At 71.5% G+C, this 13,163-nt stretch carries 13 protein-coding genes; 8 read left to right on the top strand and 5 right to left on the bottom strand.

What is annotated here, in order from left to right:
* Positions 1-114 precede the first annotated feature (114 nt).
* The gene (locus tag ABT112_RS13675; RefSeq protein ID WP_351508986.1) at positions 115-516 is read right to left on the bottom strand and encodes a DNA-binding protein; all 402 of its coding nucleotides are present in this window, start codon (positions 514-516) and stop codon (positions 115-117) included.
* The gene (locus ABT112_RS13670; protein WP_351508983.1) at positions 513-761 is read right to left on the bottom strand and encodes a type II toxin-antitoxin system CcdA family antitoxin; all 249 of its coding nucleotides are present in this window, start codon (positions 759-761) and stop codon (positions 513-515) included. The genes ABT112_RS13675 and ABT112_RS13670 overlap by 4 nt, the downstream gene beginning before the upstream one ends.
* A 263-nt stretch (positions 762-1,024) precedes the next feature.
* On the opposite strand from ABT112_RS13670, the gene ABT112_RS13665 reads away from it, so the two are divergent.
* The 7 genes from ABT112_RS13665 to ABT112_RS13635 all read left to right on the top strand — a co-directional run bounded on the left by ABT112_RS13665 (position 1,025) and on the right by ABT112_RS13635 (position 7,656).
* Positions 1,025-1,918 carry an LLM class flavin-dependent oxidoreductase gene (locus tag ABT112_RS13665; RefSeq protein ID WP_351508981.1) on the top strand — a complete coding sequence of 298 codons (894 nt, stop codon included), beginning with the start codon at positions 1,025-1,027 and terminating at the stop codon, positions 1,916-1,918.
* 195 nt (positions 1,919-2,113) lie between these two features.
* Positions 2,114-3,034, top strand: coding sequence for a zinc metalloprotease HtpX (htpX, locus tag ABT112_RS13660; RefSeq protein ID WP_351508979.1), 921 nt, complete (start codon positions 2,114-2,116; stop codon positions 3,032-3,034).
* Between the two features lie 75 nt (positions 3,035-3,109).
* Positions 3,110-3,694 (top strand): PspA-associated protein PspAB, encoded by a 585-nt coding sequence (gene pspAB, locus ABT112_RS13655; RefSeq protein ID WP_351509143.1) that lies wholly within the window; start codon positions 3,110-3,112, stop codon positions 3,692-3,694.
* 423 nt (positions 3,695-4,117) lie between these two features.
* Positions 4,118-5,080 (top strand): ABC transporter ATP-binding protein, encoded by a 963-nt coding sequence (locus ABT112_RS13650; protein ID WP_351508977.1) that lies wholly within the window; start codon positions 4,118-4,120, stop codon positions 5,078-5,080.
* Positions 5,070-5,990 (top strand): ABC transporter permease, encoded by a 921-nt coding sequence (locus tag ABT112_RS13645; RefSeq protein ID WP_351508975.1) that lies wholly within the window; start codon positions 5,070-5,072, stop codon positions 5,988-5,990. Before ABT112_RS13650 ends, ABT112_RS13645 begins: the two co-directional genes overlap by 11 nt.
* The gene (locus tag ABT112_RS13640; RefSeq protein WP_351508974.1) at positions 5,987-6,922 is read left to right on the top strand and encodes an ABC transporter ATP-binding protein; all 936 of its coding nucleotides are present in this window, start codon (positions 5,987-5,989) and stop codon (positions 6,920-6,922) included. Before ABT112_RS13645 ends, ABT112_RS13640 begins: the two co-directional genes overlap by 4 nt.
* A 14-nt stretch (positions 6,923-6,936) precedes the next feature.
* Positions 6,937-7,656: an ABC transporter permease subunit gene (locus ABT112_RS13635; RefSeq protein ID WP_351508972.1), complete on the top strand. Its 720-nt coding sequence runs from the start codon at positions 6,937-6,939 to the stop codon at positions 7,654-7,656.
* Positions 7,657-7,849: 193 nt separating this feature from the next.
* Here ABT112_RS13635 and ABT112_RS13630 read toward each other — a convergent pair whose 3' ends face one another.
* Positions 7,850-9,904 (bottom strand): heavy metal translocating P-type ATPase, encoded by a 2,055-nt coding sequence (locus tag ABT112_RS13630; RefSeq protein ID WP_351508970.1) that lies wholly within the window; start codon positions 9,902-9,904, stop codon positions 7,850-7,852.
* A 64-nt stretch (positions 9,905-9,968) separates the two neighbouring features.
* Here ABT112_RS13630 and ABT112_RS13625 point away from each other — a divergent pair, with 64 nt between their 5' ends.
* Positions 9,969-10,319, top strand: coding sequence for an ArsR/SmtB family transcription factor (locus ABT112_RS13625; protein ID WP_351508968.1), 351 nt, complete (start codon positions 9,969-9,971; stop codon positions 10,317-10,319).
* A 67-nt stretch (positions 10,320-10,386) separates the two neighbouring features.
* Here the strand turns inward: ABT112_RS13625 and ABT112_RS13620 are convergent, their stop codons facing one another.
* Both ABT112_RS13620 and serS read right to left on the bottom strand, forming a co-directional pair.
* A complete protein-coding gene (locus tag ABT112_RS13620) occupies positions 10,387-11,187 on the bottom strand; it encodes an HAD family hydrolase (RefSeq protein WP_351509141.1) in 801 nt (266 codons plus the stop codon).
* 119 nt (positions 11,188-11,306) lie between these two features.
* The gene (serS, locus tag ABT112_RS13615) at positions 11,307-12,584 is read right to left on the bottom strand and encodes a serine--tRNA ligase (RefSeq protein ID WP_351508966.1); all 1,278 of its coding nucleotides are present in this window, start codon (positions 12,582-12,584) and stop codon (positions 11,307-11,309) included.
* Between the last annotated feature and the right edge of the window lie 579 nt (positions 12,585-13,163).

Below are 13,163 nucleotides of genomic sequence, written 5' to 3'. Positions count from 1 at the left end.
GGGGGCCGCTCGCGGTGCGGGCGGGCCGGGTGTGGTGCGGCCGGTGTGGTGCGGCCGCCTCTGCCCGGCACTCGCAGGCGCTCGGCGGTGACCACCGATGGTGAACAGGCCGGGTCAGACCGCGATGAGCCGGATGCGGTGGCCGCACAGCTTGGCCATGTCGTCGATGTCGGACGTGAGCATGGCCACCGGGCCAGGCTGGCGGAGAGCCAGCTCGGCGACGGTGGCATCGATCGCGTACTTGTGGCCGTGCAGGCCGGCCTCTTTCAGCAGCCCGGCGGCGGCTCTGGCAGCCTGCTCGGTCACCGCTTCCACCTTGACCTGGGAGAGTACCCAGTTCAGCCGGGGGGTGTTCACCTTGGCGTGCACGACCTCCACGATGGTGTTGGAACAGACCACCAGATCGGCAGCCATCGAGTGGAAGGACCGCATCATCGCGAGCGCGCCCCGGTCCTGTGAGATCCAGGCGGACAGCCCTTGGGAATCCAGTACGACGGTCTCAAGGCGATGGTTCACGCAGCGCTCGCCGGGTCCTCGTGCTCGGCCGTGCCGAAGATCCTGGCCTGGGCTGCGGCCAGCTCCTCGTCGGTGAACGCGCCGTGTTCCTCCTCGTAGCGGCGCAGCTCTTCACCGAGCAATTGGTGCCTGATCTGGCGGGCAACCGCCTCTGCGACGTAGCCGGAGACGTTGTCCGTGAGCCTCTTCAGCTCCGTCACCTGCTCGGTGGGCAGAGTGACCGTGATGCGGGTCGTATCAGCCATAGGTTCAGCATACTGCGGTATGCACGGCACCCGTCGGAGCTCTCCGCTGACGCTCAGCGCCGTCCCGCATCGAGCAGCTCGCTCAGGCGGTCGCCGGTGCTCAACCCGCCCGGTCGCCTCTTCGGTCATGGCTTCGCGCTCGGTCCTGCCCAGCGTGTCCGTCACGCCACGGTAGCGGTCCCATCGCGAGCTCCGCGGTGGCTTCCCGATGTTGCTCCGCCGGCATATCCATGGCGGCGGGAAGCCCGCGTATCGTCGGGGTCATGCGTCTGAGCACGGTGATCCTCCCCATCCACCGGTGGGCCGAAGGACAAAAGACCTGGCGTCGAGCCGAAGAACTCGGGTTCCATGCCGCGTACACCTACGACCACCTCTCCTGGCGGTCGTTCCGGGACGGGCCCTGGTTCGGAGCGATTCCCACCCTCACCGCTGCGGCAGCCGCTACGGAAAGTATCCGTCTGGGCACGCTGGTGACCTCGCCGAACTTCCGCGATCCCGTCACCCTCGCCAAGGAGCTCATCTCCCTCGACGACATCAGCGCCGGCCGGATCACGCTGGGCATCGGCGCCGGGGGCAACGGCTTCGACGCCACGGCCCTCGGCCAGAAGGCGTGGACGCCGCGCGAGCGCGCGGACCGCTTCGGGGAGTTCGTGCCGCTGCTCGACCGGCTGCTCAGCGAGGACGTCGTCAGCCACGACGGCGTCTTCTACTCCGCGCACGAGGTCCGGAACATACCGGGCTGCTTCCAGCGCCCGCGTCTGCCCATCGCCGTCGCCGCGACGGGCCCCCGCGGACTGCGGCTCGCCGCCCGCCACGGACAGGCCTGGGTCACCACCGGCAACCCGAAGATCTCGGCGACCGGCACTCCCGCCGAGTCCCTGGCCGCCCTCCGCAGCCAGACCGAGCGCCTGTCCGACGCCTGCGCGGAGATCGACCGCGATCCGTCGGAGCTGGAGAAGATCCTGCTCACCGGCTTCACGCCGGACCGCCCCCTGGATTCCCTGGACGCCTTCGTCGACTTCGCCGGGGCCCATGCCGAGCTCGGCTTCACCGAGATCGTGCTGCACTGGCCGATCCCGGACTCGATGTTCGAGGCCGACCGGATGGTCTTCGAGCGCATCGCGACGGAGGGGCTGGCGCAGTTGGGGCAGGGCTGACCGGCCCGGTCGGGCTGATCGGCCGGCCGGGGGCCGGCCGGTTCGGTCGGGGGTTGACCGGACCGGTCGGGTGTCTCCGGCCCCTCTCTCCGCCTTCGGCCTCCCTTCGCCTGCCGTCCTTATGTCCGCTATAGGCCCAAAAGGGGGAGAATCGAGAGAGGAGCAGGACCACAGCCGCGCTCTGGAGGTCGGCTGATGCCGAGGACCCGGACCCGATCCCGATACGCCAAGGACCAGGGACTCACCACCCGCATGGTGACGACGATGTTCCTGATCGGGCTGCTCTACGTCGTCTTCGTCGGCGTGCTGCTGACCCTGCTGCGGGGTGCCTGGCCGATCATCCTGATCGTGGCGGGCGGGCTCTTCGTCGTGCAGTTCTGGTTCAGCGACCGGATCGCCGCGTACAGCATGGGCGCCCGCGAGGTCACCCCCGAGCAGGCTCCCGCCCTGCACGGCGCCGTCGACCGGATCTGCGCCCTCGCCGACATGCCGAAGCCGCGGGTGGCCATCGCCCACAGCGACATCCCCAATGCCTTCGCCACCGGCCGCAACGAGCGCACCGCCCTCGTCTGCGCCACCACCGGCCTGCTGCGACGGCTGGAGCCGGAGGAACTGGAGGGCGTCCTCGCCCACGAGCTGTCCCATGTCGCCCACCGCGACGTCGCCGTCATGACCATCGCCTCGTTCCTCGGCGTCCTCGCCGGCATGATGACCCGCGTCGCGCTCTGGGGAGGCTTCGGCCGCATCGGCAACAGCCGGGACCAGAACACCGCCATCGTGGCGCTGCTCATCCCGCTGGTCAGCGCGGTGGTCTACGTGATCAGCTTCCTGCTGACCCGGCTGCTCTCCCGCTACCGGGAGCTGTCCGCCGACCGCGCCGCCGCCCTGCTCACCGGACGCCCCTCCGCTCTCGGCTCCGCCCTGACCAAGGTGAGCGGCGACATGGCCCGGATCCCGACGCGGGACCTCCGCCAGGCCGAGCCCTTCAACGCCTTCTACTTCGCCCCCGCGTTCTCCTCCCGGGAGAGCCTGGGGCGGCTCCTCTCCTCGCACCCCACCCTGGAGCAGCGCCTGGACCAGCTGGGCCGGATCTCGGCGCAGCTCGGCCATGCGTGAGGACCGGCTCGTGAGGACGTCGGCTCGTGCGGATGTCGGATCGTCCCAGGACAACGACGTGAGGGACTGATGACCGTGGGTCTTCTGGACACCATCCTCGGCCGCAGCAAGCCGGTCCGCCCCGACCTCGACCGGCTCTTCGGCCTCCCCTCCGCGGCGATCACCCTGGAGGCGGGTGCCGGGTTCGCGCCCACCGGCCTCGGCTCGGTGTGCTTCGCCAGCGTGGAAGGCGGCGCCTTCACCCAACTCCAGCAGGACGTACGGGATCTGCTCGACGCCGACACCCGAGCGGGCGGCATTCCGGTGGAGTTCAGCCGCGACACCTACGGCTACACCTGGCTCCTCGCCCGGCACCCCGCGGACGACATCGCGTCACTCGTCAACGATGTGCACGCCGTCAACACGCTGCTCCAGGACGCGGGCTTCGGACCACAGCTCCTCTGCTCCCTGATCGCCTTCCGCGACACCGGACACCGTCCCCTCGGGCTCGTCTACCTGTACAAGCGGGGCACCTTCTACCCGTTCGCTCCGCTGCCCGGACGGCAGGAGAAGCGTGACACCGCACTCGAACTCCAGGTCAGGGGAGCGCTCGGCAACGATCTGCGGATCGAGGAGGACCTGGCGCGGTGGTTCCCGGTGTGGGGCGCGCCGGGCCTCTGACCTCCCGACCGGGGGCCCACCCCCCTCCCCCTCCCGACCCTCGGCCCCATTGCCGCCAGGGCTACGCGACGCCGGGAACTCGCGTAACCCCGCGGAGCGTTCACCGGTGAGTACTGAGGCCACGCGACAACCGTCCGGCCGCCCCGACCGCCCCGGCCCCGCCACCGACCGTCCCGGCCGCCCCGACCCGGCCCCGACCACCGACCGACCCATCCGCCCCGACCACCGACCGCCCCGAAGCAACTGACAGTGACGAGATTGGCAACCCGCCCACAGCAGCGTCAAGGCTGGTGCGCCGCCTGTGGATACCGCGAGTAACGGCTTGGGGAGGAGGCCCCCTACGGGACATCAGCCTCGAGTCGTACGCCGAACCAGCCGCCAGGTCTGACGTGAACTGTGGCGCCCGCCACTACCGTCGATGCCGTGACTGTCATCGCGACCGAAAGCCTCAGCAAGCGGTTCCCCCGGGTGACCGCGCTCGACCGGCTCTCCGTGAACATCACGCCGGGCGTGACCGGCCTGGTGGGTGCCAACGGAGCCGGCAAGTCCACTCTGATCAAAATCCTGCTCGGACTCTCCCCCGCCTCCGAGGGGAGTGCCTCCGTCCTCGGCCTGGACGTCGCCACCCAGGGCGGCGCCATCCGCGAGCGCGTCGGCTACATGCCGGAGCACGACTGCCTCCCGCCCGATGTCTCGGCCACCGAGTTCGTCGTGCACATGGCGCGCATGTCCGGGCTGCCGCCCGCCGCCGCCCGGGAGCGCACCGCCGACACGCTGCGCCACGTCGGCCTCTACGAGGAGCGGTACCGCCCCATCGGCGGCTATTCCACCGGCATGAAGCAGCGGGTGAAACTCGCCCAGGCGCTGGTCCACGACCCGCAGCTGGTCCTGCTCGACGAGCCGACCAACGGACTCGACCCCGTCGGCCGCGACGAGATGCTGGGCCTGATCCGCCGGGTGCACACCGACTTCGGCATCTCGGTCCTGGTCACCTCCCACCTGCTCGGCGAGCTGGAGCGCACCTGCGACCACGTCGTCGTCATCGACGGCGGCGCCCTGCTCCGCTCCAGTTCCACCAGCGACTTCACCCAGGCCACCGCGACCCTCGCGGTGGAGGTCACCGACAGCGAGCGCCACCCGGACGGCGCCGGGGCCCTGCGCGCCGCCCTCGCCGCGGTCGGCATCGAGGTGCACGCGGGCGGCCGCGCCCCCGGTGCGGGGCACGTCCTGCTGCTCGACGTCGCCGATGACAGCACCTACGACACGGTCCGCGACACCGTCGCCGAACTCGGCCTCGGCCTGGTGCGCATGGAACAGCGCCGTCACCACATCGCCGAGGTCTTCCGCTCGGAAGAGCAGAACGGAGGAGGCCGCGATGCAGCCTGAGACCACCGCCCCCGCCGTGCCCGCCCAGGGCGGCGACCCCACGCGGATCCACAACATCGGCTACCGCTCGTACGACGGTCAGCGACTCGGCCGGGCCTACGCCCGGCGCTCGCTCTTCGTGCAGAGCCTGCGCGGCGCGTACGGCCTCGGCCGCTCGGCGAAGTCCAAGGTCCTGCCGATGCTGCTGTTCGCCGTGATGTGCGCGACCGCCACGATCATCGTCGCGGTCACCATCTTCGCCAAGTTCAAGAAGCCGCTGGTCGACTACACCGAATACGCGATGATCATGCAGGCGGTGATCGGCCTCTATCTGGCGTCCCAGGCCCCGCAGGCCGTCTCCCGGGATCTGCGCTTCCGGACCATGACGCTCTACTTCTCCCGCCCGATGGAGCGCGTCGACTACGTGCTCGCCAAGTTCGCGGCGATGGCCTCGGCCCTGTTCATCCTCACCGGCGCCCCGGTCCTCATCCTCTACATCGGAGCGCTGCTCGCCGAACTCGACTTCGCCGAGCAGACGAAGGGATTCGCGCAAGGCATGGTGTCCGTCGCACTCCTCTCGGTGCTCTTCGCCGGCATCGGGCTGGTGGTCGCCGCGCTCACCCCGCGCCGCGGCTTCGGCGTGGCCTCCGTCATCGCGGTGTTCACGATCCCCTACGGCGCGGTGAGCACCATCCAGGCCATCGCCCACTCCCAGGACAACGACACCGCGGCCGGCTGGCTCGGACTCTTCTCCCCGGTCTCGCTCATCGACGGTGTGCAGAGCACGTTCCTGGGCGCCGCTTCGCGCTTCCCCGGCGGCGCCACCCCGCCCGGAACCCTCGCCGGAGTGGTCTACCTCGCCGTTGTCCTCGGACTGATCGTGGGCTCGTACGGCCTGCTGATGCGCCGCTACCGAAAGGTCGGGCTGTGACCTCCCTGAACATCGACCACGTGTCCCGGTGGTTCGGCAACGTCGTCGCCGTCAACGACGTCACGATGACGATCGGCCCCGGTGTGACCGGACTGCTCGGCCCCAACGGGGCGGGCAAGTCCACGCTGATCAACATGATGGGCGGCTTCCTGCCCCCGTCGACCGGCTCCGTCACCCTCGACGGCGCCCCGGTCTGGCGCAACGAGCAGACCTACCGGCAGCTGGGGATGGTCCCCGAGCGCGAGGCGATGTACGACTCCCTCACCGGGCAGGAGTTCGTGGAGGCCAACGCCGAGCTGCACGGGCTGCCCAAGCCGGCCGCCGCGGCCCGCGAGGCGATCGCCACGGTCGAGATGGAGTACGCGCAGAAGCGCAAGATCTCGACGTACAGCAAGGGCATGCGGCAGCGCGTGAAAATGGCGTCCGCCCTGGTCCACCAGCCCTCCGTGCTGCTGCTCGACGAGCCGTTCAACGGCATGGACCCGCGGCAGCGGATGCAGCTCATGGAGCTGCTCCGGCGGATGGGCGACGAGGGCCGCACGGTCCTGTTCTCCTCGCACATCCTGGAGGAGGTCGAGCAGCTCGCCAGCCACATCGAGGTGATCGTGGCGGGGCGGCACGCGGCGTCCGGTGACTTCCGCCGGATCCGCCGGCTCATGACGGACCGGCCGCACCGCTACCTCGTACGGTCCAGCGACGACCGGGCCCTGGCCGCGGCGCTGATCGCCGACCCGTCCACGGCGGGCATCGAGTTCGACGCCACGGACCCTTCCGGGCCCGGCGGGGGCGGACTGCGCATCCAGGCCGTCGACTTCGCGCGCTTCACCGAACTGCTCCCGCGGGTCGCCCGCGAGCACGGCATCCGGCTCCTCACGGTCTCGCCTTCCGACGAGTCCCTGGAGAGCGTGTTCTCCTACCTGGTCGCGGCCTGAAGGAGCCTGAACCGATGTACAACTCCACGGTCGCCCGGCTCACCTACCGGGCGCTGCTCGGCCGCCGCCGGGCACTGATGCTGTTCGCCCTGCCGGCCCTGCTGCTGATCCTCGCGGTGATGGTCCGGGTGCTGACCGGCGCCGACGACCAGATCGCGGCCCGTGTGCTGGGCGGCTTCGCGCTGGCCACCATGGTGCCGCTGATCGGTGTGATCGCCGGTACGGGCGCGATCGGCCCCGAGATCGACGACGGTTCGATCGTCTATCTGCTCGCCAAGCCGGTGAAACGGCACACGATCATCCTCACCAAGCTGATCGTGGCCATCGGCGTCACCGTCGTCTTCTCGGCGGTGCCCACCCTGCTGGCCGGCTACATCCTCAACGGCAACAGCCAGCAGGTCGCGTCCGCCTACGCGGCAGCGGCGGCGGTGGCCTCGGTGGCGTACGCCGCGCTGTTCCTGCTGTTCGGCACCCTCAGCCGGCACGCGGTGGTCTTCGGCCTGGTCTACGCCCTGGTGTGGGAGGCGCTGTTCGGCAGCCTCGTCCCGGGCGCCCGGACACTGAGCATCCAGCAGTGGGCGCTCGCCCTGGGGCACAAGCTCGACCCGGGGAATCTGATGTCCTCGGACGTCGGGGCGACCTCCGGCGCGGTGCTGCTCGTCGTCGTCACCCTGGGCGCCACCTTCTACGCGGGCCAGAAGCTCCGCGGGCTCACCCTGGCCGGCGAGGAGTGACGGCGCGCCCTCGGTGACGCGGGCGTACCGGTGGGGAAGGGGGTGTGCGCGGTTCGCCGCACACCCCCTTTCTGCTGCAACCTGCCCGGTTCCCGCGTCGGGGTACCTCAGCTGGTACGCGCAGGGGGCCGGGCCTCCGTACGGGCCGGTCCACCGCCGTTCCCCGGCAGCCCCCGCTGACCCCGCTCCTGACTCAGTGCGGCACGGAACCGGGGGACGGCACGGAACCGGGGGAGGCCGCTCCGGACGCTGCCGTCTCCGCCGCACCCCCGGCGCCGGCCTCGGGGCGGGGCGTTCCGGACGGGTCCACCGGGCCGGACGGGCGGGGTGCGCCGGACTCGGCGCCGAATGGCGCACGCAGCATCCGCAGACCGTTGAGGGCGACGAGGACCGTGCTGCCCTCGTGCCCCACGACTCCCAGGGGGAGCGGGAGTTCGCCCAGCGTGTCCCAGGCCACGAGCCCCACGATGCAGCACCCGGCGATGACGAGGTTCTGCACGACGAGCCGGCGCGCACGGCGCGACAGTTCGATCACCGCGGGCACCGCGGTCAGTTCGTCACGGACGACGATCGCGTCCGCCGCCTGGAGCGACAGATCGGCGCCCGTGCCGCCCATGGCGACGCCGACATGGGCCGTGGCCAGGGCCGGGGCGTCGTTCACCCCGTCGCCGACGAGCAGCACCCGGCCCCCGCCCGCGCCCAGTTCGGACACCGCCGCCACCTTCTCCTCCGGCAGCAGCCCGGCCCGTACCTCCTCGATGCCGCAGGCGGCGGCCGTGTGCTCGGCGGGGCCCCGGGCGTCACCGGTGAGGAGCACCGGCGCACGGCCGGTCAGCGCGGTCAGCCGGGCGACCGCCGCGGGGGCGTCCGGGCGGGGCCGGTCCGCCACCACCAGCGTGGCCACGGCCGCTCCATCCACGCTGACCTGCACCGTCGTCATGCCGGACGGTGCCTTCACGGGTGTCGCGGCGGAGTTTTCCACAGGGCTTTCGGTGACGGTGGGGCCGGCCGCATCCTGATCGGGGCGGCCGACGGCCACCCGCCGATCCTTGACAACTGCCTCGACTCCGAAGCCCGTCCTGGACACGAAATCCCGGACGGGGTACGGGACCAGCCCGCGCTCGCGTGCCGCCGCGACGACGGCGCGGGCCACCGGGTGCTCGCTCTCCGCCTCCACCGAAGCCGCGAGCCGCAGGGCCTCCGCCGGGCCCCGCACCTCCACCACCCGGGGTGCGCCCTGGGTGACCGTCCCCGTCTTGTCCAGCGCCACCACCGTGGTCCGCCCCAACTCCTCCATGACCACGGCGGACTTGACGAGGACGCCGTTCCGTCCGGCGTTGGCGATCGCCGCCAGCAGCGGCGGCATCGTCGACAGCACCACCGCGCACGGCGAGGCGACGATCATGAAGGTCATGGCGCGCAGCAGGGTGGGCTCCAGCGCGGCCCCGAACGCCAGGGGCAGCGCGAAGAGCGCCAGCGCGCCCACGACCACGGCCAGCGAGTAGCGCTGCTCGATCCGCTCGATCCACAGCTGGGTGGGCGCCTTGGTCCGGGACGCCTCCTCCACCATGGCCACGATCCGGGCGATCACCGAGTCGGACGGATCGCGCTCCACCCGCACCCGCAGGGACCCGCGGCCGTTCAGGGTGCCCGCGAAGACCTCGTCCCCCGCCTCCTTGTCGGCGGGCAGCGGCTCCCCGGTGATGGTCGACTGGTCGACGTCCGACCTGCCGCCGAGGACGCGGCCGTCCGCCGCCACCCGCTCCCCGGGCCGGACGAGTACGACGTCACCCACCGCCAGCTCCGCCGCCGGCACCCGCTCCTCGGCGCCGGAGCGGACACGTGTCGCGGTCTGCGGCGCCAGGCTCAGCAGGCTGCGCACGGAGGCCTCGGTCCGGGCGGTGGCGACCGCTTCCAGGGCTCCGGAGGCGGCGAAGATGACGATCAGCAGCCCGCCGTCGAGGACCTGGCCGATCGCCGCCGCGCCCAGCGCCGCGACCACCATCAGCAGGTCGACGTCCAGGGTCCGTTCGCGCAGGGCGCGCACCCCGGCGAGCGCCGGTTCCCAGCCTCCCGCGGCGTAGCAGACGGCATACAGGGCTCCCCAGAGCGGGCCGGGCGCTCCGGCCGCCCGGGCGCCCACGGCGGCGGCGAAGGCGATGAGGGCGAGCGCCGCCCACCGCACCTCGGGCGGAAGGCGACGCGGTTCGGTGGCGACGGAGGCGTCGCGCGCTGCGGTGATCGGCATGACGGCAGCATAACTGCTCACATGAAGAGCTCTTCATGCTTGGGTGGCGAACTACGATGCCCGCATGGGACATGGGGTGGACGACCGGCGGGAACCGGCACGGCTCGACGAGCGGAGCGCGGCCACCGTCGCCGAGACCCTCCAGGCTCTGGCCACACCCAGCCGCCTGCTGATCCTCTCCCGCCTCCGCCAGGGGCCGTGCGCGGTGACGGAGCTGGCGGACGCGGTGGGCATGGAGCAGTCCGCCGTCTCCCACCAGCTGCGGCTGTTGCGCAACCTCGGGCTGGTGAGCGGCAGCCGGCAGGGCCGGTCGATCGTGTACAGCCTCTACGACAGCCATGTGGCCCAGCTGCTCGACGAGGCGGTCTACCACATCGAGCACCTGCGGCTGGGCGCGAAGGACGCTCCGGCCTGAGCCCGGGCGGACGCCCCGCCTCCTGCGGACCCGGCCGAGGCCGGGTCCGGGCCCGCTGCCCCGGGGCTCAGCCGAGCGGGAAGAGGCGCTCCAGGACGACGGCGATGCCGTCCTCGTCGTTCGACGCGGTGACCTCGTCGGCGATGGCCTTGAGCTCCGGGTGGGCCTGGGCCATGGCGACGCCGTGAGCCGCCCAGCCGAACATCGGGATGTCGTTCGGCATGTCGCCGAAGGCGATGGTGTCCGCGGCCTTGAGCCCGAGCCGCCGGGCGGCGAGCGAGAGGCCGGTGGCCTTCGTCAGGCCGAGCGGCAGCAGTTCGACGATGCCCGCTCCGGCCATCGTCACGCCCACCAGGTTCCCGGCCACCCCGAGGGCCACCCGGGCGAGTTCGTCGTCGTCGAGGTGCGGGGACTGGAGGTAGAGCTTGTTCAGCGGGGCGGACCAGAGCTCCGCCGGGTCCTCGTAGGCCACCACCGGAAGGGGGCCCTCCTGCACCCGGTAGCCGGGGCCGACGAGCACCTCGCCCTCCAGGCCGTCCCGGCTCGCGGCCAGGGCCAGCGGGCCGGTCTCCGCCTCGATCTTCGCCAGGGCCAGCCCCGCGAGCTGCCGGTCCAGGGTCACCGAGGTCAGCAGCCGGTGCTCACCCGCGTGGTAGACCTGACCGCCCTGCCCGCAGACCGCGAGACCCCGGTAGCCGAGGTCGTCCAGGATGTGCCGCACCCAGGGCACCGCCCGCCCGGTGACGACGATATGGGCGGCGCCCGCCGCGGTGGCCGCGGCGAGTGCGTCCCGGGAGCGCTGCGAGACCGTGTCGTCGGCGCGCAGCAGCGTGCCGTCGAGGTCGGTCGCGATCAGCCGGTAGGGCAGCCCGGCGGAGCCGTCCGGCGACGCCCCGCGGGCCGCCGCACCCGGCGACGGGTGGACGGCCCCGGGCCGCGCGCCGGAGCGGGCCGGGCCGGACGGGCGGGCCGAGCCGTGGGTGGAGGTCACGTGGCGACCGGCTCCAGCACCTCGCGGCCGCCCAGGTACGGGCGCAGCATCTCGGGGACCCGCACCGAGCCGTCGGCCCGCTGGTGGTTCTCCAGCAGCGCCACGATGGTGCGCGGCACCGCGCAGAGCGTGCCGTTGAGCGTGGCCAGCGGGCGCACGTGCTTGCCGTCCCGCATCCGGACCGACAGCCGGCGGGCCTGGAACTCGTTGCAGTTCGAGGCGGAGGTCAGCTCGCGGTACTTGCCCTGGGTGGGGATCCAGGCCTCGATGTCGAACTTGCGGGAGGCCGAGGCCCCCAGGTCACCGGTGGCCACATCGATCACCTGGAACGGCAGCTCCAGGCCGGTCAGCCACTGCTTCTCCCAGTCCAGCAGGCGCTGGTGCTCGGCCTCGGAGTCCTCCGGGGTGACGTAGGAGAACATCTCCACCTTGTCGAACTGGTGGACCCGGAAGATGCCCCGGGTGTCCTTGCCGTACGTACCGGCCTCGCGGCGGAAGCAGGGGGAGAACCCGGCGTAGCGCAGCGGCAGCTTGTCCGCGTCGACGATCTCGTCCATGTGGTACGCGGCGAGCGGGACCTCGGAGGTGCCGACCAGGTAGTAGTCGTCCTTCTCCAGGTGGTACACGTTCTCGGCGGCCTGGCCGAGGAAGCCGGTGCCCTCCATGGCGCGCGGCTTGACCAGCGCCGGAGTGAGCATCGGGGTGAACCCGGCGGCGGTGGCCTGGGCGATGGCGGCGTTGACCAGGGCGAGCTCCAGCAGGGCGCCCACACCGGTCAGGTAGTAGAAGCGCGAGCCGGAGACCTTGGCGCCCCGCTCGACGTCGATGGCGCCGAGCAGCTGGCCGAGTTCGAGGTGGTCCTTGGGCTCGAAGCCCTCGGCGGAGAAGTCGCGCGGCGCCCCGACGGTCTCGAGGACGGTGAAGTCCTCCTCCCCGCCGACCGGGACCTCCGGGTGGACGAGGTTCCCCAGCTGGCGGACGAGGCGCTGGGTCTCCTCGGCGGCCTCGTCCTGCTCGGCGTCGGCGGCCTTGACCGCGGCGGACAGTTCGCCGGCCTTCTTCAGGAGCTCGGCCTTCTCGTCGCCGGAGGCCTTGGGGATGAGCTTGCCGAGCGACTTCTGCTCGGCTCGCAGCTGGTCGAAGCGGACGCTGGACGACCTGCGCCGCTCGTCGGCGGAGAGCAGTGCGTCGACGAGGCCGACATCCTCTCCACGGGCGCGCTGGGACGCGCGGACACGGTCGGGGTCCTCACGGAGCAGACGAAGGTCAATCACCCCCCCAGGCTACCGGTGCGCGCTGTGGGCGCTCGACTCGATATTCCATTGCGCACCATTTTGACCGCTATGCCGGAAAAGGGGGAATCGCGAAGAGGGCTGTGGAGACGTTCCCGCGCATTCACCCGGCGGGCGCGTGAGCGTCGGCCCGACGTCCCGGTTTCCCTCGCTGGAGGGGCAGTTGAGAGGTGTGTTGTCCACAGGTCGGCGGCTCGATCGAGGCTTTATCCACAGGCTGTGAGAAAGGGCTGTGGAAGTCGGAATTGATCATTCCGCCCGCTGAATGCTGGGCAATGGATTCCCTTCTCAAACCCCCCTCACACACTCATTCGGGTGGGAATGACTCCCTCCAAAGAGTTGATCAGGGGAATTGGGCTGACGAAAGGCGACCTGGAGTGCTGTGAGGTGAGGTGGGCGCTGTACGGCGATTTGTCGACCTTGTCGGGTTCGCGTGTCGACTTGTCCCCAGGTCGAGAACCGGGCCTGTGGATAACTCGGTGGATAACTTGGTGACCACCGCCGGGGCACCGGCCGGGCGCCCGCCACGGAGCCCCGGGAGGCACCGGGAGCGGCCGTCCG

Source organism: Streptomyces sp. NPDC002055 (genome assembly GCF_040296705.1).
GTDB lineage: Bacteria > Actinomycetota > Actinomycetes > Streptomycetales > Streptomycetaceae > Streptomyces.
This window is presented reverse-complemented; position numbering and strand designations above follow the sequence as displayed.